General features: G+C 57.6%; 16 protein-coding genes. 5 read left to right on the top strand and 11 right to left on the bottom strand.

Annotation, left to right across the window (positions count from 1 at the left end; genetic code table 11):
- Positions 1 to 49: 49 nt before the first annotated feature.
- Positions 50 to 466, bottom strand: coding sequence for a hypothetical protein (locus HMPREF1261_RS00950; protein ID WP_023029639.1), 417 nt, complete (start codon positions 464 to 466; stop codon positions 50 to 52).
- Between the two features lie 172 nt (positions 467 to 638).
- Between HMPREF1261_RS00950 and HMPREF1261_RS00945 the strand changes: the two genes are divergently transcribed.
- The 4 genes from HMPREF1261_RS00945 (at position 639) to HMPREF1261_RS00930 (ending at position 4298) form a co-directional block, all read left to right on the top strand.
- Positions 639 to 1424 carry a phosphoadenylyl-sulfate reductase gene (locus HMPREF1261_RS00945; protein ID WP_023029638.1) on the top strand — a complete coding sequence of 262 codons (786 nt, stop codon included), beginning with the start codon at positions 639 to 641 and terminating at the stop codon, positions 1422 to 1424.
- Entirely contained in the window at positions 1424 to 2323 is a 900-nt protein-coding gene (gene cysD, locus HMPREF1261_RS00940; protein WP_023029637.1) for a sulfate adenylyltransferase subunit CysD, read from the top strand. Before HMPREF1261_RS00945 ends, cysD begins: the two co-directional genes overlap by 1 nt.
- Positions 2323 to 3606 (top strand): sulfate adenylyltransferase subunit 1, encoded by a 1284-nt coding sequence (locus tag HMPREF1261_RS00935; RefSeq protein WP_023029636.1) that lies wholly within the window; start codon positions 2323 to 2325, stop codon positions 3604 to 3606. The genes cysD and HMPREF1261_RS00935 overlap by 1 nt, the downstream gene beginning before the upstream one ends.
- A 101-nt stretch (positions 3607 to 3707) precedes the next feature.
- Entirely contained in the window at positions 3708 to 4298 is a 591-nt protein-coding gene (locus HMPREF1261_RS00930) for a nucleosidase (protein ID WP_023029635.1), read from the top strand.
- 136 nt (positions 4299 to 4434) lie between these two features.
- On the opposite strand, the gene HMPREF1261_RS00925 is transcribed toward HMPREF1261_RS00930, so the two are convergent.
- The 6 genes from HMPREF1261_RS00925 to HMPREF1261_RS00900 form a co-directional block, all read right to left on the bottom strand.
- Positions 4435 to 6792, bottom strand: a complete 2358-nt coding sequence (locus tag HMPREF1261_RS00925; protein WP_232207961.1) for a SpaA isopeptide-forming pilin-related protein — start codon at positions 6790 to 6792, stop codon at positions 4435 to 4437.
- 485 nt (positions 6793 to 7277) lie between these two features.
- Positions 7278 to 8081 (bottom strand): hypothetical protein, encoded by an 804-nt coding sequence (locus HMPREF1261_RS00920; RefSeq protein ID WP_232207960.1) that lies wholly within the window; start codon positions 8079 to 8081, stop codon positions 7278 to 7280.
- A gap of 57 nt (positions 8082 to 8138) precedes the next feature.
- Complete coding sequence (locus HMPREF1261_RS00915) at positions 8139 to 9059, bottom strand: class C sortase (RefSeq protein WP_023029632.1); 921 nt, start codon at positions 9057 to 9059, stop codon at positions 8139 to 8141.
- 163 nt (positions 9060 to 9222) lie between these two features.
- Positions 9223 to 10743, bottom strand: a complete 1521-nt coding sequence (locus HMPREF1261_RS00910; protein ID WP_023029631.1) for a SpaH/EbpB family LPXTG-anchored major pilin — start codon at positions 10741 to 10743, stop codon at positions 9223 to 9225.
- 445 nt (positions 10744 to 11188) lie between these two features.
- On the bottom strand, positions 11189 to 12649 hold the full coding sequence (locus tag HMPREF1261_RS00905; protein ID WP_023029630.1) for an AI-2E family transporter: 1461 nt from the start codon (positions 12647 to 12649) through the stop codon (positions 11189 to 11191).
- Between the two features lie 140 nt (positions 12650 to 12789).
- Positions 12790 to 16230, bottom strand: a complete 3441-nt coding sequence (locus tag HMPREF1261_RS00900; protein WP_023029629.1) for a bifunctional proline dehydrogenase/L-glutamate gamma-semialdehyde dehydrogenase — start codon at positions 16228 to 16230, stop codon at positions 12790 to 12792.
- Between the two features lie 1127 nt (positions 16231 to 17357).
- Between HMPREF1261_RS00900 and HMPREF1261_RS00895 the strand changes: the two genes are divergently transcribed.
- Complete coding sequence (locus HMPREF1261_RS00895) at positions 17358 to 18971, top strand: LPXTG cell wall anchor domain-containing protein (protein WP_232207959.1); 1614 nt, start codon at positions 17358 to 17360, stop codon at positions 18969 to 18971.
- 138 nt (positions 18972 to 19109) lie between these two features.
- Here HMPREF1261_RS00895 and HMPREF1261_RS00890 read toward each other — a convergent pair whose 3' ends face one another.
- The 4 genes from HMPREF1261_RS00890 to HMPREF1261_RS00880 all read right to left on the bottom strand — a co-directional run bounded on the left by HMPREF1261_RS00890 (position 19110) and on the right by HMPREF1261_RS00880 (position 21642).
- On the bottom strand, positions 19110 to 19784 hold the full coding sequence (locus HMPREF1261_RS00890; RefSeq protein ID WP_023029627.1) for a response regulator transcription factor: 675 nt from the start codon (positions 19782 to 19784) through the stop codon (positions 19110 to 19112).
- Positions 19769 to 19924: a hypothetical protein gene (locus HMPREF1261_RS12805; protein ID WP_005285046.1), complete on the bottom strand. Its 156-nt coding sequence runs from the start codon at positions 19922 to 19924 to the stop codon at positions 19769 to 19771. The genes HMPREF1261_RS00890 and HMPREF1261_RS12805 overlap by 16 nt, the downstream gene beginning before the upstream one ends.
- Before the next feature lie 91 nt (positions 19925 to 20015).
- Positions 20016 to 21194: a sensor histidine kinase gene (locus tag HMPREF1261_RS00885; RefSeq protein ID WP_232207958.1), complete on the bottom strand. Its 1179-nt coding sequence runs from the start codon at positions 21192 to 21194 to the stop codon at positions 20016 to 20018.
- A gap of 226 nt (positions 21195 to 21420) precedes the next feature.
- Positions 21421 to 21642 (bottom strand): hypothetical protein, encoded by a 222-nt coding sequence (locus HMPREF1261_RS00880; protein WP_023029625.1) that lies wholly within the window; start codon positions 21640 to 21642, stop codon positions 21421 to 21423.
- Between the last annotated feature and the right edge of the window lie 50 nt (positions 21643 to 21692).

Raw genomic sequence — 21692 nt, 5'->3', positions numbered from 1 at the left:
GATGGGGCGAACGGTTTTTATATTTAGGCACCTGACCGTAAGGGCGAACCTAGACCAAGACGTGCGCCAATTGCGCCCTGGCGATGACGCTGGTCCAGTCCTCAAAATCCGTAATCGGCGTGCAGAGTCCCTCCCACGTGGTAACGGGAACGCCACGGGCCTTTAATTCCATGACGATGAGCTCGCGGTCCCCGTGGGCGGCCAGCTGATGGACCTCGTTATGGGTGATATCGCCACCTACTCCCACGCGCACGTTTCCCAATAGGCGCAGCCGCGGGGTAGTACCTGGTGCGCACTCGTGCGACACGGCTTCCTCGGGCACGCCAGCAAGCCCCGCGAAGCGGCGAAGTAGACCGAACGGTGCAGTTTTTTCTGAGATGAGGTCTACGCACATGCCGGCGATCAGAAGCCTTTCCACGGTGGATAAGGCGGCAGGACCTTCCCCAATGATGGCGACACGCTGCATAAAAGTTCCTCCTCGGGCGAGTCCGGTCGGCCCGCAATAGACTACATTGTCTATAAATCTAGTCAGCTTGGTTCAGAAATAAAACATTTTATTCTTCCCTTCGGCCAAGCTCAGCGCCGTTTCCAGAAAAACGTGCTGCGTGAGCTACCGCGGTTGCCTAGTGTGTGAGCTCATGAACCCAACGACGAACCTGCTGGATGGTGGAAAGTCCTTCCGCGATCCCCACATCTCGCCCGAAGGCACGCGCGATACCGCGCCGCTTCCTACCGAGGTGGCCGCGCGCAATGAACAGCTAGTGGACACGTGGGCGGATAAGCTCTACGCCGAATCCGCAGAAAACATCACCGAGTGGGCCGCCGAGCACGCCCCTGGCCGGCTTGCGGTCACCATGTCCATGGAAAATACGGTACTGGCAGAGCTCTCCCACCGCGCCGGGCTCGCAGCGGATCTCCTCTTCATCGATACCGGCTGGCACTTTCCAGAAACCCTCCAGGTGGCCGAAGAAGTGGACAAGCGCTACCCGGATCTCCCCCTAGTCCGCGTGCTGCCGCTGCTGAGCCCCGAAGAGCAAGACGAGGTCTACGGCCCGCGCCTGTACGCGCGCGATACGGCCGCCTATAACCGCATGCGCAAGGTGGAGCCGCTGAACATGGCCATGGATCCTTATGCAGGGTGGGTCACGGGCCTGCGCCGGGCCGATTCCGAGCACCGCGCCCACGCCCCAGCACTCAGCCTCGACCGCACCGGGCGGTTAAAGATTTCGCCGATTATTACCTGGGACTTGGACGATACCGATCAGTACATCGCAGATAATGACCTCATCATCCACCCATTGACCCTGCAGGGATACCGGTCCATCGGCGATGCGCCGTTGACCTTCCCCGTCGGCGAGGGCGAGGACGCCCGCTCCGGGCGAGTATTTGCAGATAGCAAGACAGAATGCGGGTTACACGAATAATGAGCACACTTTCCCCACACCTACAAGATTTAGAAAATGAATCCATCCACATCCTCCGCGAGGTGGCCGGGCAATTCGATAAGGTAGGCATCCTCTTTTCCGGCGGCAAGGACTCCGTTGTCGTCTTCGAGCTGGCCCGCCGCGCCTTCGCCCCGGCCACGGTGCCTTTTGAATTGCTCCACGTGGATACCGGCCATAACTTCCCCGAGGTCATCAAATTCCGCGATGACTTGGTCGCGGAATCCGGTGCCCGCCTCCACGTCGCCCATGTCCAAGACTGGATCGATAGCGGCGAGCTGCAGGAACGGCCCGATGGAACGCGCAACCCGCTGCAATCGGTGCCGCTGGTAGAGAGCATCGCCAAGCGCGAGTACGACGCCGTGCTGGGCGGGGCCCGCCGCGATGAGGAACGCGCCCGCGCCAAGGAACGCATCTTTTCCATCCGCGATTCCTTCGGCGGCTGGGACCCTCGCCGCCAGCGCCCCGAGCTGTGGGATCTGTACAACGGCGGCAAGATGGCCGGCGAAAACGTGCGCGTGTTCCCCATCTCCAACTGGACCGAATCCGATATTTGGGAATACATCGGCGCCCGCGAGCTCGCGCTCCCGCCCATCTATTACTCGCACCAACGCGAAGTATTCAACCGTGGCGGCATGTGGCTTTCCCCGGGTGAATGGGGCGGGCCTAAGGACAATGAGCAGCTGGAAACCCGCACCGTTCGCTACCGCACCGTCGGCGATATGTCCTGTACCGGCGCCGTGGAATCTACCGCTTCGACCCCGGATGAGGTGCTGGCGGAAATCTCCATTTCCACCCTGTCAGAGCGCGGCGCCACCCGCGCCGATGACAAACTTTCTGAATCCGCCATGGAAGACCGCAAGAAGGAAGGCTACTTCTGATGACGACTACCCTCGCGCCGAATGTCGGCGCCCTCAAACAGCGCGATACCCTGCGCTTATGCACCGCTGGCTCCGTTGATGACGGCAAATCCACCTTCGTCGGCCGCCTGCTCTATGACACCAAGTCCGTGCTGGCGGATCAGGTCGAGTCCATGGAGCGTTCTTCCTCCGATCGCGGCTTCGACGGCATGGACCTGTCCCTGCTGGTCGATGGCCTGCGCGCCGAGCGCGAGCAAGGTATTACCATCGACGTGGCCTACCGCTACTTCGCCACCGATAAGCGCACCTTCATCCTCGCCGATACCCCTGGCCACGTGCAGTACACCCGCAATACGGTTACCGGCATGTCCACCTCGCAGGTAGTGGTGCTGCTTATCGATGCCCGCCACGGCGTTGTCGAACAAACCCGCCGCCACCTCAACGTGGCCGCGCTCCTGGGCGTGCGCCACGTCGTCCTCGCGGTCAACAAGATCGACCTCGTTGACTATGACGAGCAGGTCTTCCGCGATATCGAGGCCGAATTCCACAAAATTGCCCAGCGCCTGGACATTACCGATACCACCGTCGTGCCCATTTCCGCGCTCAAGGGCGATAACGTGGTCGAGCGCTCTACCACCATGGACTGGTACACCGGCCCCACCGTCCTCGAGGTCCTTGAGACCACCCCTGTTGCCACCGGACGCGCCGATGAGCTGGACTTTCGCTTTCCCATCCAGTACGTCATCCGCGAGCACGCCACCGATTACCGCGGCTACGCCGGCCGCGTGAAGGCCGGGTCCATCGCCGTGGGCGATACGGTGCACCTGCCCGAAGGCCGCACCAGCACCGTCACCCAGATCGATACCGCCGATGGCCCCGCCCCCACGGCCGCCGCCGGTGATTCGGTAACGTTACTGCTTGCCGATGACGTCGATCTCACCCGCGGCGATCTCCTCGCCGGCGCCCAGCGTCCCCCGGCCACCCGGGAATTCGATGCCACGGTGGTAGGCCTTACCGAAAAGGACCTGAAACCCGGCCAGATGCTCAAGCTGCGCTATGGTTCCTCCCTGGTCAAAGCCCGCATCGCCGCCGTTTCCCGCACCTTGGATCTCGATGGCGTATCCGACATAGATGATCCCGAGGCCGTTGCCATGAACGACATCGCCCACATCACCATCCAGACTCAGGCCGAACTGCCCGTGGAGGACTACGCCGCCCGCGGCGCCGTGGGCAACTTCCTGCTCATTGATCAATCCTCCGGCAATACCTTGGCCGCCGGCTTCGTGGGGCACCGTTTGCGTTAGCAATGCGAGCACGGTGACGAGCGTGCATTCGCGGCGTAGAGGGATGAGCATTTGTGCAGGCCTATCCGGCGACCACGTGAGGTGCAGGTATTGTCGCAGGCATGGAAAATTTATCTGGACGGACCCTATTCGTCGCGGCCGTGGATGCCGAAGCTGCACACATTCCGGACGGTGAAGCACTGCTTATCACCGGGATCGGCACGGTTCCAGCCGCGATATCCCTGACCGAGGTATTGGCAGAGGCCCGCGCGCATGATGCTTTGCCTGAGCGCGTGGTCAATATTGGTACGGCAGGCGCGCTTGTCGATGGCATGGATGGCGTTTTCGAGATCAATAAAGTAACCAAGCACGATTTCAAGCTAGAAGTGCTGACCGATATCAGCCGTTATCTCCTGCCAGAATTCATCGAGTTGGAGACTTCTGGTGAGCTTCCGGCACGGGGGCTGGCCACCGGCGACATGTTTGTTTCCACTACCGCCCTGCGCAATGAGCTGGTGAAAAAATCCCAGTTGTGCGATATGGAGGGATATTCCGTCGCGGCCACCTGCCAGCGCTTCGGCGTGCCCTGCACGCTGCTCAAGCAGGTTTCTGATTCCGCGAACGAGGAATCGATGGGCACTTGGGCTGGGGTCTTGGATCGCAGTGCCCGCCAGCTCGCCACGGCCGCAGCCGATTTAGGCTTTTTGTGCTAGAAGTATTCCCAGCTACTAATCCGGTATGAGACGCGTGCGCAGGATATAGATCAGGAAAGGCCTTCTCAACGTCATTTTTGAAAGACGTTGAGAAGGCCTTACGGTTAAAGGACAGTTCTACGGAAGAATTCCTTGATTAGTTCAAAGCGCGCCGTCCAATAAACACAGCTGCTGCTGCTACAACACTGGACAACAGGGCTAGTCCTCCCAACCCGCGACCGCCGGTATAGGGCAGATCGCCTTTGCGGATATCGGCTACCTGCATTACGGAGTGGTTCGGTTCCTTTTTATCTTTCTGGATAGAAATCTCCGGGTACTGTTCAGCTCCTCCCTCAATCTGAATCTCTGGTTTCCCAGATTCTCCAATAGCGATGTTGAAGTAGATGGGACGGCTAAGCAGCTGGTAGCCAGTAGGTGCTTGTGTTTCTACAAGTTCGTAGCGATTGCCCGGTTCGAGGTCGAAAATCCTCGTTGCGCCATCGCGCAGAACCCCTACTTGTTCGCGGTTATCCCCCTCTACTTTATTAAGCGTAAATTCGGAACCTGCTAGTGGTTGCGGGGTGTCTTCGAAACTGACTTTTTGCACGGAAAGATCAATTTTTACGGGAACGGTGTCATTTTCAATCGTGCAATTAACGATGCCCCGGAACGGAACATCCACGCCGAAGCCTGGCCTTTCGGCATGATCAATATTGCGCACCTTAGCGTTCGTAGTCTTCCAGGAGTTACCGTCTTGTACACGAGTCGTGCATACGGCATTCTTGCCGTTCTGCTTGTGGAGCCTATAGCCAGACTGCTGGTGCTCAACTACGGTGATGGACTGGCCCTTCCGGTTCTCTTGATTCAAGGACCGCCCGTAGCGTCCGTCTTCATCGGTTTTATCAGTGACCTGTGCCTTACGCTCAGTTCCATCCTCGCCGTCGATGATGGCTTCTTGACCACCGTCAACGGAGGTATCAAAGGTCCAATCCTGTCCAGGTGAGACCGAGCCATCTTCGCCATGGACAAGCTTAGTCACGTTAATGGAACCAAAGCAGTCACTGAGGACTAGGTCATTGAGTCTATTCACCAAATTATTGAAGTTATCTACGGTAGTGACAGCATCCTCGCTGGAGATATCTGCACCGATGGACTTAGTATTACGAACGCCCGCACGCCAAACTTCTGGCTGGTTCGTAATATCGTATTCCGTGACGGTACTCGCATCAGTGGTATCCCACATCAAGACCTTGCCATTCTCGACAATATCCCGCACGAAATCCGCTTGTCCGTAGTAGCTCGGGTATCCATAGCCGTCCTGGTGAGGCCAGGGTTTTGATATACCATCTGTCACATTGGGTACGTTTGGCGTCTTCTGATTTTTAACTGCCCCCAAACCGAAGTAATCATCTTTCAGAATGTGCTCGTTAAATGGTTCTACGCCTACCATAACGGTTTCGATGCGTGTGCCGGATTCTTTGATCCGGTTAGCCGCGCGAACTGCGGCGGATAGATCACTTTGATTGATCAGGGTACCGATATCAAAGCCGTAAGGATAGTCTCGCCCGCTTGTGGTTGGAAGCCCATCGGAGATGAAGTAGACTACGTCGAACTCTCCCGAGGGGATCTGGTTAAGGCCGGCTTCATAATTGGTGCCACCACGACCATCGCGGTAAAAAGGTTCTGCGATGGCATTAACAGCGCTGCGCAGCTTTTGCACATCACCATTGTCGTTGAGGCTTAACGTATCTGTTGACATGCCGGGGACGGACTTTGCGCTTGAAGCAAAGTTATAGATCGCCATCTGGCTTCCTGTTCCCTGTAACGCGTTAATAACGCTTAAGCCGGCATCGCGGCTAGCAGCAACACCGGCACCACTATTTCGTGCGATGGAATCGGAGGTATCAAAGACTAGGGCAATCTTTCCCCCACAGCGCTTCGGCAAGGCGGGGTTTGGGGAAGATGCTGGCAGCCAGTCTAACTCGTGACGTGGTGTTTCTGGTGCGTTGATATCGATATCTGTTGCGTCGCGGTTGAACCACTCGGGAGCCTTGTGCCACAGCGTCATCTGGCAATTGGATTGTGTCACATTTAGTGGGATCCGGGCTTCGACATCGAAGGAGTCGATGTTTGAAGGAGCTCGTTGCATCTTTTGATTGAGCTCAAAAAAGATTCGGTTTCCACTTACCGTCAGCGTGTAATCAACGTCTTTTTTCAGCTCTGTCCAACCGGCCGCCCCGGAGCCGAAGCGGAGTTGCAGCTGTGGATCTGCGGTATTGATGGCATTAGTGAGGTCCCCGACTCCATTAAGAGCCACCTCGACGACGCTTACATCCTTGCCGCCGTTCTTTCGCGTGTTTTCTGAATTGTCCCACCAAGTCTTCGCATACAGAAGACCATTGTTTGAGGTGCAAGCATCCCACGTTCTCTTGTTTGGAAGCTTACGGTAGTTTTTCGCCTCTGTGGGATTTCCAACTGCTGGGGGTTCTGGTGGTGCTAACTCGGTGCCTTCCATGGTCGCCGTCATACTAGACAACCTAGGGACATTTCTCTGTCCTGCCCGCCATTGGACAACAATTGGAGTCCCAGGCTGTACGTCTATGGCAGTCGGAAGATCTACAGTAAGCGTATTCGTGGGCCTCCCGCTAGGCGATATCCAAGACACAGGATACGGGGCACCATTGATAGTGAGGACCTTGTCTGTATCAGCTGGGTTCGTACCGAACTTCTCTGTGGTGTTAAGAGTGAGCTTTTTCATCGACATCGCTTGGGTGGCCGACATGTGAACCGAAAAAACGTTGCTGTATACAGTGCGAACGTTATTGATTGTCACCGGAGCTCGCACTGCAGATTGAGCATGAGCAGTCGGTGTGACGGAGTGTTCCGATTGGGTTGGGGTGACCGCTGGAACAGCCCCAGCTGTCAACATGAGGGTAAAGGCAGCTACTGCGCTTGTCCGCATTTTGCGGGATAAGCTGTGCATTGTTGTCGTCCCTTTCATCATTGGTCACCTTTGTTATTTCGACGGATAAGCAGCATTCCGGCCGCGATGAGGCCAGCAGCCAGAACAAGGATTCCGAGTACGGAAGCGCCTGTTCGTGCTAATTGGCTGGGCTTTGGTTTCTCAGGACCTTCTGGTGGGGTATCAGCAGGCGTAGTTTCTGTTGTTTCGGAGCCATCCGGTCCCGGCCCCGGAGGCGTGGTGTCTTCAGGTGGTGGGGTCGGACTAGGCTTCGATGGAGTCGGAGTGGGGGTCGGTCGTGGATCGGGGATATCCGTTGGTGGAGGGACATCGCCACCGCCGTCGTCGGTTTTGGCTACTACCTTGAGATCGTGTAGCCAATTTCCCTCCTTGTCGGTGGCAGGAAGCACAACGATCATGGGCTGGATGTCCTTATGCTTCTCCCCGCTGCGTTGGGGAGGGGTTATCTCGATTAGGTACGCACCCGCGGGGAGATTTTCGAAGCGAACCTTGCCAGAATCATCGCTGGTTTCTTTCCGCTTGACGTCAGTAAATCCCAGATCGCGTGCTTTTTTGGGAGTGAGGTTGAGAGCATCCGTATATCCCTGGCGCGTACGAATATCAAGACCCGCTATCTGCGCCAGTTCGAAGGTATATCCGCTTAAAGCCCCTGGCGGTAGCTCGCCCTCTTTAACTTCATCAAAGGGATTTCCAGTGGGTAGAGAAATGGTAAGGGAATTGAGCTCTTGGCCAATGGAGCTGGGGTCGACCTGAGTGGACGCGGTAGCATACCCGGAAATGACTTTGGCATCGGCCGGTGCTGCGGGTGCAGCCAGTGTCACGAGACATCCTGCGCACAGGGCTGCTGTTGTCCGAGATAGTCTATGGTGTTTAAACATTTATGCTTCCTCTGGTGATACTGACTGGCCGAACTCCGGCTTTTGCTTTTTGTTCATTTTGTACAGCCATAGTGTGGCCGCAATCGCGATAAGTAGTGCACCAGCCATAAAAGCCCACATCCACCAAGTCCAGTGAAGACCACGAGGGGTAAAGGCTTGCTCAGCTTCTTCATCGAAGGGCACGCGCTCAGCAGTAACCAAAAGGCGATGGGAATTGACGCCATACGGTGTGCAGGTAATGAGGGTGACTTGATCCTTGCCAGCTTCTGGCCGGAGAGAATCCGTTTCGTGTGGAAGCACTACCCGAATGTCATTGACCTGGTACTTCATTTTTTCTCCGGAGACACCGACATAGATCGGATCCCCTTCTTTGACTTTGGTGAGATTGTCAAAGAGGGTTGCGTTTACTAGCCCCGTGTGGGCAGTTAGGACCGAGTGTGTTCCTTCCCCGCCAACAGGGAGATCGGAGCCATATAGATGCCCAACGCCCTTTTGAAGGACGTCCTCACTGGTTCCGTGATAAACAGGAAGATCGACGTCAGCCGAAGGTACAACCAGTCGAGCCATCACATCATGGGCATCTAATTCGGATAAGTACGCTTGGTAGTCGACGTTGTCCTCAGAAATACGCGTCAGCCAGGGATCGAGGATCGGACCAGCCGAATGAGTCTTGTTATATTCCTGGGCTGCGGCGAATTGCTGGGCAAGCAACTCCTGATCCGCATTATCGATGTCGCTGCTATAAGAATCAGCTGCGCGGAGCTGTTCCCAGTTATTGAGTTGTGTCACCACCACTGGGTAAAGCAAGAGGCCGATGGCAAGCAGCGCGAGGACAATGACGGGAACTGCCTTTTGCGGCAGAGCCTTCGATGTGGCCCTGTGTTTCGCTTTAACCGCAGGACCAGAAGTACGCAGTACCATATAAAAATTTCCTCACTCGCCAGTCTAGGAATCTCCGTTGTGGTGGTGTAAAACCTCGTGGTACCTGTCCCCGCGCTGAAGCGAGGGAACAGTCCACGTATTAGGGAGTTATGTGCCTGTATGCAGGCGAATTGACTCCCAGGTGCTCAACCGAGGGTTCGGTTTAGCTTTCTTTGTTCGCGCGGCGAGCGAACCAGAGTGCACCGCCTGCTACCAGTACAGCCAGTGCGCCTAGGATGCCGATACCCATGCCACCGGTAAGCGGGAGCTGCGGCATATCGGAACGCTTGTTTTCAATCTTTTTCTCCAACTGCACAGGAGAATCAGCGTTCAGTTTGGTTTCGTCGGAAGTCAGCTTGAAGGAGTGGACTTCGTTGGTGGCGACAAAGCCACGTGGGGCTTTGGTCTCTACGAGGCAGTAGGAATTGTCGATCGTCGTCGAATCATCTTCTACATCGGTGACGTGGATGCCATCGATAAGTACGGTGCCGTCATCTGTAGTCTTCCACTTAGAAGTGCCGTCGATGGAAATCTTGTCCTGTTCGTTTAGCTGCTCAGCTTGGGTTTCAGTACCTTCACAGCGGTAGAGCTCGAATTCAGCGCCCTTCAGAGGAGTCTCGGAGCCCTCTTCGGTTTTAACTACCTTAACTTGGCCCCAGTAAGACTTGACCTCATTGGACTCGGTTTCGGTCTCGTTATCTTGGTTGGGGTAGTGGACGAACTGACGAGCCTTGTTCACGGCGATACCATCGGTGCCTGCCAGTTTCTTCACCTTGGCGGTAATGGTGAGATCGACGGTGGTTCCAGCATCCAGGCCAGCGAGCTTGTCCAAATTGGTGAAGTTTAACGTCACTTTGCCGGTGTCTTGGCTAATATCCAGGGTGTAGTCACCAGTAGCCAGCTCGGTGCCATTAGAAAGTGCGACCTGAGCGTCAATCTCCTCGAGGTTTTGGGTGTCCAGCGTGTCCTCAAGGCGGAAGCCCTTGAGCTTTTCGCCCTTCGGGACCACTGGCACGTTGCCATGGACAACGTACTCGATGGTGTCTCCGACGTTCTTGTCGGCGTCTTTGACTTCCTTGGTAACGCCAGCAGTGGTGTTCTTCGGCTGAACCACCACATCGTAGTTCCATCCATTGCCCTCACCGTTGGTATAAGGCAGTGAAACAATAAATGGGGTGGAGGGAGCTACCTCGGAGGCTTTGTAGCTCTTTTGAGTCACGGTGTCGGTGACATCGCCTTCGATGGTCTCGGTGAACAGCCAGATGCCCTGCTGGAAATCGGTACCGTTCGAATTAAGCTTCAGCTGGCCATCGTCTCCGGTCTTGCCGGTGACCGTGGTTCCCGTCGCGGTAGCACCAAGCTCCTTGTAGTTGCTGGCGTTCAGATCGCCTAATTTCTCCGGTTTTACGGCAGTGACGTCAAGGAGCGTACCAGTGAAGGTTGCACCCGCCAGTGGGTTACCGGTTGCATTTGGATCTGTTGTGCCGGAACCAGGGCCGCCAATGCTGGTGGGGTTCAGGCGCTTATCAATAGTCAGGGTCACCGGCGCATTTTCGTCGATGACAGCGGCGGGGGGAGCAGCTGGAGCGTCATCTTGAGCCACGGCGGTTACTCCGCCCAGGGACAGCGTGAGTCCGAAGATTGCCGCAGCGCTTGCGGACCGGATAAATGCAGTTTTCTTCATGCGTGAAAAGCCTTTCTGTGCTTAACACCTAACCTGTAGAGGGGCTTGTATGAGGTGTTGGCGAGGAAATTGTGGGAACCATGAGAAGGTTTCCTTGTAAATAAAATAAAAAATTAAAGGCTCCCGTACAAATTAATTGGAGTGTGATTGTCGTAACCTTAAAATGAGCTGCCTACTAGATTTATATAATGTCAGCCTCTGTTGGAAATGTGCTGGTCATAGCCCTTTAAGTGTAGGTGGGAGATTTAAGGGTGGGTGATATAGTTGCAATTTATATGGCGGAGGGGGGTTAATAAATTTTATGCATCCGCCAAAAGCTAAGAACTATGCACTCCAATGTGTACCGGTGTAACGAATGCAAGGTGGCCATTAGAAAAGCCGGTGAGAAGAAAACTACTTCTTCACCGGCTTACTGGACCTAGCGGAATGTTGGGTTTTCCAGACGCTACTTCAACGGGCTCATGGCCGCGAAAAGTTGTTTCACCTTATCGCGAGGAGACTCTTCGCGGGGGCTGCTGCCGTCGCTTCCTTCGTCGGTGCGCTCGGTCGCGGGGGCTGTGTTATCCGCGTCCTCATCTTTGTCGTCCTTAGATGCTGATTTAGCACCGGTGATGACTTCGATGTCATCGGGGGAGACTTCGCCGGCGCGCAGGGCTGCCATTTCCGCGTGGTAGCGAAGGACAACCGCAATCGTTGCGGCGACCGGCACGGCGAGGAAAGCGCCGACGATGCCGGCCAGGGTGGACCCCACCGTGATGGAGAGCAAGACGATGGCGGCGTGCAAGCCCATGGCCTTGGACTGCAGGATGGGCTGGAGGACGTTGCTTTCTACCTGCTGGACAATGATGATAAGTGCGAGCGCGAGCAGCGCATTGGTCAGGCCGTTAGATACCAGGGCGATGATGACGGCCAGGGCGCCGGCGGTGACTGCACCGATGATGGGGATAAAGCCCGCGAAGAAGGTAATGACGGCGATGACTAGCGCCAGTGGGACCTGGAGGGCCCAGAGGCCGAGGCCGATAAAGACGGCATCGACAAGCGCGACTACTGCCTGGGCCTGAATGAAGCCAGACAGCGTCTTCCACATGCGGGAGGTCAATTCCGTGATGTGCCAGGCGGCGGAATTGCCGGTGTATTTGCGCAGCCAGGGCAAGAACCTATCGCCATCTTTAATGATGAAGAAGGTGATAAAGAGCATGATGACGGTGGCTACCGCAATGGAGCTGGCCATGGAGACACCAGAAAGCACGCCGGTGGCAATCGTGGAGGCCTGGCCCTTGGCAAAGCTCACGATGTCCTGGAAGACCGATTGCAGCTGGTCCACCTCAATATCAAGCGGGGAATCGTTGACCATCTTGGTCAGCTGCATAATGCCGGCTTCGGCCTCATTAATAAGTACCTTGGACTGCGCGGTGACCATGGGTGCCATGGCGGCAAAGATGCCACCGAAAATAACCACCAGGCCCAAAAGTGTTGTGACCGCTGCCAGGGTGCGGGGAAAGCCTACGGACCGCAGCCAGGCGGTGACCGGATACAGCACCGTGGAGACCAGGATGGCGAGGATCACCGGCAGCAGGCCCACCCAAATAAAGCGCAGCAGGAAGCCCGCCAGGCCAAGTCCTGCCGCGATGAGGATAAAGCACACCGAAATCTTGGCCATGCTGCGGAAGTCTTTCGCCAGCACGGCGGATTTATTATCGCGATCGGCGGGATCGGCGGTGGCTACCTCAGCGCCCAGCTGGGATTCATCGGGGGAGACCAGCGGCGCGGCGTAGGGGTTTTTCGCATCGGCCTTGCGGTTGACGGCGTTGTCCTCAAGCGCCGAGGGGTACTGCGCGCGCTGCGCCGCGTCCTGGCCCGAGTGCTGCCCCGCGCCGTGAGGGGAATGGTTTTCTGGCGTAGTCATTCATCTACTATGCCACAGGAAACCACCTAGAGATAGCGCCGGAAAAGCGGAGAAAAAGGTAGCGCCCCACCCAACTCCCAGCAGGAAGGGGAGAAGGCGGGGCGCTTAGTTGCTATACCGCGAGGGCAGCAACTGGCGTACTAGTCGCGCAGGTTGCCCACGTTGCGGATGATGCCGAAGCGGTGCATGGTCACGGAGACTGCCTGCTCGAGGAGGTAAGGCATGAGCTCACGGCGGCCATCGGCAAGCACGGGCTGGTCCAGCACCACGGAGTTAGAGCGCACGGCTGCCTCGTAGACGGAATCCGGCACGGTGCCCAGGGCACGCACGCGGGAGGACTCGTCATTGGCCACGGCGGCGGCGAAGGAACCATCAGAAATGGACTTCACGTCGAAGCCGAGCTCCTGCAGCTGGGCGGCAACCTCTGGGACGGCGGAGATCTCCGTCTCGGTGCCGGTAATCCCGGAGGCCAGTACCTGGCGGGCGACATCGCGCAGCTTGTAGTCCTCACCCACGCGGATGCGCAGCTTGGTGAGCAGCGGGCGGTAGCGGAAGCGGTTGGCCTCAGAAACCAGCGCGGTGCGGTCGTGGGTGCGGCCGAATTCCTCGAGCCACGCAATCCGGTCCAGCTCGGCGGAGCGCCAGAGCCATTCCAGATCGTCCTTGCTGAGCTCATCAGAAAGCTCATCGCGCAGGCGCTCCAGAATCTTCACGCTGGCAGGGGCGATGTCCACGTCGCGCGGCTTGAGCTCGCCATCGGTCCAAGTACCCATCTGAGCCACGTAGTTCGGGCCGCCGGCCTTCGCACCTGGGCCCATGACGGACTTCTTCCAGCCGCCGAAGGACTGCCGCTGGACAATCGCGCCGGTAATGCCGCGGTTGACGTAGGCGTTGCCCACCTCAACGTTGTCGATCCAGTACTCGATTTCCTTGTCATCCAGGGAGTGGATGCCGCCGGTCAGGCCATAGCCGGTGCTGTTTTGCCAAGCGATGGCCTCTTCCAAGGTATCGGCGTACATGATGCCGAGGATGGGGCCGAAGCACTCATTCTTGTGGTACCAAGAACCCGGCTGGACATTATCGCGAATGCCTGGGGACCACAGGGTGCCCTCTTCGTTGAGCTTCTCCGGCTTCAGCAGCCACTTCTCGCCCGGCTCCAGCTGGGTCAGGCCGCGCAGCAGCTTCTCGCTCGGCTTTTCAGCCAGGCCGTTCATCGTGGTGGTGATGTCATAGCCCGGGCCAGGCTTCAGGGTCTTGACGGAATCCAGCAGCTGCTCGCGCAGGCGCTTGGACTTGCCCGCAGCGCCAACGAAAATCACCAGCGAAGCGGCCGAACACTTCTGGCCGGAGTGGCCAAAGGCGGAGTTGTACAGGTCCTGGATGGCCAGGTCCGGGTCGGCGGCTGGGGTGATGACCAGCGCGTTCTTGCCGGAGGTCTCTGCCATCAGGTTCATCTTGGGCTTCCAGGAGCGGAAGAGCGCGCCGGTATCGGATGCACCGGTCAAGATGATGTTGTCCACGTCATCGTGGGAGAGCAGGGCCTTGCCGGCATCGCCTTCATCAGTCAGCACCAGCTGCACCAGATCCGGGTCCAGGCCTTCTGCTTCGAGTGCGGTGCGGAAGGCTTCAACCACCATCTTGCCGCAGTGGACTACCTGGGGAGCAGGCTTGACGATGACCGCCGAGCCCGCCGCCAAGGAGGCCGCAATGCCGCCAGTAGGAATGGCGATGGGGAAGTTCCACGGCGGGGTCACCACGGTGACGGTGTGCGGGTGGAACTCGGAGTGCGCCTCTTCCAAGAAGCGAGCGGACTGGCCGTAGTAGGTGCAGAAGTCGATGGCTTCCGAGACCTCCGGGTCAGTCTGGGTAACCGTCTTATTGGCCTCGTAGACTGCTACAGAGATGAAGTCCCCGCGCTTGGCGGCCAGCTGGTCCGCGACGGCGTCCAGGGCTGCGGCGCGCTCTGCGGCGGGGCGCTTGCCCCATTCGGTGCCCAGTTCCTTGGCGCGGGCGACGTAGCTTTCCACGGAGGAGGGGTCGGTGACCTCCTGGACGCCGTGCTCACCAGGGTCATTTGCAAGCGCGCGCTTGGCCCAGGTGCGGTTCGGGGTAATGGCCGGGTCCGTATCGGGCTCGTTCCTGAAGCGCCCGGAATCCGGTGCCTGGCGCCCGGAATCCTCGAGGCGGTTCTGGGTGCGGCGCGATCCAGCGAAGGTATCCCAGCGCTTGGCCACGGCCTTGCGGAAGGTCTCTTCCTGGCTTGCCAGCGGTTCCTCGCCCGGGGCGAAGAGGGCGTAGAGGAAGTTCTGCGGCGCGGAGTTCTCCTCCAAGCGGCGCACCAGGTAGGACACGGCGACGTCAAAGTCATCCGCGTGCACTACTGGGGTGTAGAGGATCTGGCGGCCCTCGTAGACCTTGCGCACGGCTGCCTGCTGCGCCGGGGACATGCCCTGCAGCATCTCAGAATCCAGCATGTGCAGCACCCCGCGCTTGACGCCCAGCTCGTAGGCCATAGCGGCGGTGTACAGGTTGTGGCTGGCCACACCGATGCGGATGCAGTCCGCGAATTCCTCCTGCAGGATGTAATCCAGCAGGCGGTAGTAGTTAGCGTCAACGTCCAGCTTGTTGGTGTAGGTAGCCAGCGGCCAGTCGTGGACTTCGCTTTCGGCGGTCTCCATGGACAGGTTGGCGCCCTTTACAATGCGCACCTTGACCTTGGCGCCGCCTTCTGCCACGCGCTGCTTGGCAAATTCCGCGATGTCCTGGAGGGCATCGAAGGTATCGGGCAGGTAGGCCTGCAGCACGATGCCGGATTCCAGGTTCTTGAACTCCGGCTCGCTCATCAGGCTCTTGAACAGGCGCAGCGTCAGGTGGAGGTCGTGGTATTCCTCCATGTCCATGTTGATAAAGACCTGCGGGTTGCGGCGTGCAGCCTCCTGGTAGAGCGGGCGCAGGCGGTCCTTCAAGCGCTCTACGGAACTGCCGATGTCCCAGTTATTCAGCTGCGCCACCATTGAGGACGCTTTGACGGATACGTAGGTCACGCGCGGGTTTTTAATGAGCTCCAGGGTGCGGCGCGCGCGGGACTTTGCTTCCTCTTCACCGAGCACGGCTTCACCCAGGAGGTTAAGGTTCAACTGCTCGCCAGAGGCTGCGGCCTTTTCCAGGGTGTCATTGAGCGCGTCCGATTCCGCGTCCAGCACCAGGTGGCCAACCATCTTGCGCATGTACATGCGTGCTACCGGCATGACCAGGTTAGGCAGGATGGGTCCGAAGAAGCCGCCGGCGCCAACGAGTGCGCCATTGATGCTGCCCAGGAAGGAAGGATCGTACTGGGAGGAAATGTCCTTCAGCGCCTTGGCCGCGACCTTGTCATCTTCCGGGCGCATGACGCGGTCCACGAAGTCCATGGTAAACCGCACACCATTGTCATCGCGCAGCAGCTCCGCCAGCTGCTCGGTGGCCTTGTCCTTTTCATCTGCGGTGGAATCGAGCCAGCCCTGCGCGCGCTTAATGGCGGCGGGCAGTACGGCCTCAACATCATCAGATAGTGGCGTGCGGGTGTATGCGGGAGAAGTCATGTGAAATTCAACCTCTTTTTCGAAACGTGTACTTCCAGGTTGGTGGCCAACCCACACCGCGGTGTGGCCTTTATGCTGTGACTTTTAGCGCCGGTGGCAGAAAGTGGCTGGTAAGTCTATGGAAATGAGAAAGCATGCGGGGCGTTTTAACGCCGCACACGTGGCAATGAGTGGAACACGCGGAATGCGCGCGCCGCTGCTCGGTGGTTTACACCAAGCGAATCAACAAGCCATAGTGCTATCGGTATTGGTGACCGGGGGCCTGTCGCTATGGCGGCGGACGCGTGCCAAGTTGGTGTTCAACACTCACCTGCTTTCTACGAAGTGACGATATTAAAAAAGGGTGAGCACTCCCTGTGATAAAAGTGCAAGTCCCTTTGCGTTCCAGACTGGGGTATAAGTGCCACCAACGGTATAAATGCGCTGGTAGGCAAGGATTTTCACCCCTTTGCTGTTAATTTGATTATAGGGACGGAAGGAACGTGATGCTAGTCTCGTTTGCAAAATCACACTCGGGGGTAAAAGCGGAAAAGCTAACGTGCTGCGTACAGAGTTTTAGGGGGTAGCCGTGGTCCGGTGTTGAAGGTGTGGTTTCCCCGAAATTAACCGTGTTAAAGACGGTCTGGCGAGGTCAGCGTTATGCGGATGTGTGGGGTAAATGGGGCGGGGCTGCATTTCATTCAAATCGCCCCATATGCAAAGTTGATATGTGTCCAATCTTGTACATGAGCCGTACACTTTTCACAGCTCATGTTAATGTTCACGGCTGAATCTTAAGCATTCTCTAGCCCCTATCCATCTACTTGCCAGAGGTTTCCATGAGGACTTCCAGAAAAGCTTCCACGAAAGCAATGGCGTTGCTCACCGCTTCGCTCCTGACGGTAGGGGGTGCTGCGGTAGTAACTCCTACATCTGCTAATGCCTTCATTCCTGACACATCGCTAGAGGGGCAGTCTCACGGTGACGACCTGGGGCACGGCCCCAAGACGGCCAGGATTACTTTGGACACGGATAAAACCAAGGTTAAACCCGGTGAGACCGTCAATGCCCACGTTGAAATTGAAGGTACGGCGCCTTATCCAAAATCGGGAAAATGGAAATATGGCGAGTCTGATATTACCGCAGTTTTGTTTGAACTGAATGTTGATCCGAAACTGACCGTGAAATCGGTAGATAAGTTGGACTTCAAGTGGAGCGACGGTAAGGAGCGGGAGCTTACCCAAGCGCCGACTGTGGACGAGCACAACACTATTGCTTTTGAATTTGCAACCGGCGAGCTTCGCCCTGGGTTTAAATCGACTACTCCCTTTGGCGCCGATACTTCTCTAAGTGTCGATATTCCTGTCACGGTTAACGAGACTGTCAAAGATGGCGAAGAACTCGGTGTGGCAGTAGGGACCGAAATTGTTATCCGCCCGACGCTGGACTGGACGTACGGGAACTGGGAAATGCGCGAAACGAGGGATGCCTGCTATCGAGACGCGGAGGGCACTCTTACCTTTAAAAACCCAGGCCGCTACGGAACTTGGATGGCCGATTTGTGGCTCGGGACTACTGCTGACCACTTCGAATTGAACGGTAAACCAGAATTTACGGTGACGGGCCCCAATGGAGAGAATCTCACCGATAAGGTTTTCCCAAGTGACGCTTATCCAAAGCGTACCCTGAACCCGCAGGCGAAGCCGACCATTTATACGGGTGCCGACGGAACGGATCTGACAAACTACCGTTGGCTCAGCCGGTATGAGTGGAAGTTTAATGAGCAGAAATCCGCCGGCGATGTATGGATACCGGAAGGCTCTACTATTCACGTAAAGCAACGTGTGAGGTCTACTAAATGTGATTTCGACCCCAGTGAGGACCACTTCGGTGTCAAGGTCGAAAGCCGAAATGCGCATCTATTTAAGCAAGATGCTGCGAAAGCCACGCTGACCGTCGATGAAAACCCGGAGTCTCCTGAACCATCAGAGCCATCGGAACCGTCGGATCCATCAGAGCCTTCGGAGACTACGCCCAATGAAGATGGCGAGACCACGGTAACGACCACGGAACCAGAGACCGAGGCCCCTGAGCCTGAGCCGGAAGAGGATCCTGAGCCATCTTCTCCTTCGTCTACTACGTCTACGGAGGTGACAACTACCTCGGAGACTCCTGCTTCTTCGACTACAGGGACGACGACCAAGACGACTACGCCGACGTGTAAGCCATCGGAGTCTGAGTCTCCTAAACCTTCGGATCCGTCGGAGCCGTCAGAGCCTTCGGAGCCAACGCCTAGCGAGAGTGGCAAGACCACGGTTCCTTCCACGGAACCTGAGTCCGAGGACCCTGATTGCGAGCCATCGGGAAGCCCTGAGCCTACGCCTTCGTCCACGACGACGCCGACGCCGACGCTGCCGCAACCATTGCTCCCAGTGCCATTGTTGCCGTTGGGAAAGAATAAGGATAAGGAACCGAGCACGACGCCGGAGAAGCCGCAGTCGAGCGAGCCAAAGGAAACTGAGCCGCGGGAACCCGGCAACCAGCAGGAGACCACCCAGCCGCAGGAGACCACCCAGCCGCAGAACGGGTCGCAGTCTCATGCCGCCACCAGCACGACGGCGCCAGCCCCTGCCAAAGGTGACCACTCGCAGCGAACCACTGGCCTTGCCAATACCGGTGCATCTGTCATCGGCCTGGTGATTGCCGGAATAATGGCTATTGCAGGCGGTCTCTTCCTGGTGCGTAGGAACCGCAACGCTTAAGAAAGCTAGTGGCAGTTACCTGGCACTGCCGGCTTCTGAGAAGCTGACTTAGAAGCGGTCAAAGCAGCGCCCTTGCAACGCATACGAAACGTTGCGGGGGCGCATTGTGCTGTGCAGGTGCCCTCTCAAGGAAAGCCCCTATTTCCCGTAGCCGGCTTTCAGCGCTTTGACGGCGAGTTCAAGGCGGGACTTAGCATGGAATTCGCTGAGCAGGCTGGAGACGTATTTCTTGACGGTGCCGGCGGCATAGTGGGTGCTGGTGGCAATTTCCTCATTGGATTTGCCCTCGCAGACTAGGTCGAGGATGCGCTCTTGTGCCGGGGAGATGGTGGGTGCTTCCGGGCTGTGGTCCGGGGCGGCGGCATCGCTATCGGTGTGCAGCTCCGGCATCTGCTGGAAGAGGCGCGTCAAGGATTGCGGGGCGACGACCGTGCCGCCGCGCACCGCCTCCCGGACCGTGTCTTGGATATAGGCGGGCTTGGAGCTTTTGAGGATATAGGCTGCGGCCTTGTGGGACATGACCTCTTTGAGGGTGTCATCGTTATCCATCGCCGTCATCGCGATGAAAACGGGTGGATCCTCCAGCTTGTTGATCTCGCGCAATAATACCGTGCCATCCATTTCTGGCATGTGAATATCGGCGATAACCGCATCGATGTCGTTGGCCTTTAGCTGCTCCAGGGCGTCCTTGCCGTTTTCCGCGGTGGCGCGGACCTCCATGTCCTCGGCGGTGGCAAAGTAGTGGCCGAGGGCCTCGAGGACGAGGGGGTCGTCATCGACAAGCAGCAGCGCTGTCTTTACTCGAAGCACCATGGGGCCGGGCAGCCGAAGACGAGCTCTACGGAGGACTCGTACTTGGTGTTGTGGGGGAGATCGCCAGGGGTGAGGTCCGCGCCGAAAAGGGAGGTGGACATCATTAAGGGCGTGAGGATGCTAGCGAGCGCGGTCTGCATAACCAATCTCCTTGTCATAAAATCTACGTCAAAATAAGCAAGGCATAGCTTAATTGAAGGGGGCGCGGGCCTGCCATGCGGCGTGGCATAATTAACGCGCCTTATGCGCCGAAGGCGGCAGGGATAGGGTGAGCTCCCAGCGCTTGTCGATGCCCCTTGCATCCAACCTGGCATCGATAGTTGCTGCGATGCGCTGCATGGATGAAAGCCCAATGCCTGACGATGTCTCCGCCGACGTGCTCGTGGGCTTCGCAATGGGATTGCTCAGCCTAAGCTGAGTCCAGCCCATGTGCGGACGCGCCGAAATGGCAATCTCGGCGCCGGGCGGCGAGTACTTCACGGCGTTCAGGCACGCCTCGGTGGTAATAGCGGCGATGGATTCGAGCACCGTGGGAGGAAATTCGGGGCAGAAATCGTGCCCGCTAATGTTGACTACTGGGCGTCTGTTGAGTTTGGAGAGCCGCTCTTCCTCGCGGCTAAGCAGCTGGGCAAAGCTGGTGGGTGGGGCCATCGTCCCCAGGCTGGTGGCCTCAGTGGTGCCCTCGATATTGGTGCGCAGCACCTTGGTGAGCGCGCGGACCTCGGACATGGAGGCACGCATGGCATCGCTAAGCTCAGTAAGGCGCTGGCTAAGCCCTGGATCGTTGGCGTATTCCAAGCTCAGGGCTTCTAATTGCATGGTATTGACCGTCAGGCTGGAGACCACGGAATTGTGGAGGGTCTCAGCAAGGTCGGTCTGGCGGCGCTTGACGTCATTATTCCATTCCACCATCGCCTTTTTGTAGCGCTTGGCGGAATGCGCCAGCGTGCCGCCGATAAGGGCGCTGACGCCCAAAAGCATGCCCCAGACCAGCGCGGGCGCGGGGAGGAAGACCAGCCGGTGCGTGCCGGGATCGATAAGCCCGACGCCCCAAAATGCCAAGAGGAGGAAGAAGGCCTGCCATTTAGTGCCATGAAAGGCGAAGACGGCGAGGAAGACCGGGGCGAGGAAGACGCAGCTGGCATAGGGGATGCCCACCGTGAGGATGGCAGTGACCCAGATGCCCAAGAACGCCACCGTCATGGTCTTGGGGTAGCGGTACACAGAGGCGGTGATCACCGTAAGGATGAGCCCGATGATGGCCGCGGATAGCTGATGCTCGGTTGGGGTGAGAAACGCTGCGAGCAGGGTAAGCGCTACGCACAGAGCGGCGATTAATGCTGCGGTGCGCTGGAGGGTCATCGCCGAGCGGAGGCGGTGATACAGCGGTGGGCGAGGGGCGTGGGTCACGGCGAGGAATTCGCTTTCTAGACGCTGGGGTGAAGGTTGACGTGCGCGTCTAGTGTAAATACAAACGCGTATCTGAGAAATAGGGTGCTAAAACAGTTAAACCCCCTGCACCTTCTGGCTGCTTATTTGTGCAGCGAATGCCGCGCGGCACAGAAGGTGAGGGAGGTTTAGCTGGTCTTCACGAAGGAGTGTGAAACGCTACCGAGCGTTTTAAGCGTTCGGGGTTTTAAGCGTTTGCGGCGGTGGCGGTGGTGGTAGCCTCTTCAGCCGCAGCGGTGGTCTCAGTGGTGGACTCTACGCTGCCCTGGGAGGACAGACCCTCAACTACAGAGGATAGGCCCTCGGAGTTGGAGTCGGACTGAGAAATCAGCCCAACAATGCCCTTGGCGATCTTAACGACAGTATCGAAATCAACGGCGGAGCTGAGGTGTACAAGGGTATCGAGCATTGACATTTCCTTTCATGTCGGTGGGGGGAAGTGAATCTACACAACAATCA

The sequence above is a fragment of the Corynebacterium sp. KPL1818 genome, from assembly GCF_000478135.1.
Classification (GTDB): Bacteria; Actinomycetota; Actinomycetes; order Mycobacteriales; family Mycobacteriaceae; genus Corynebacterium; species Corynebacterium accolens.
Note: the sequence above shows the minus strand (reverse complement) of the source record. Positions and strands in the feature narration are given on the sequence as shown.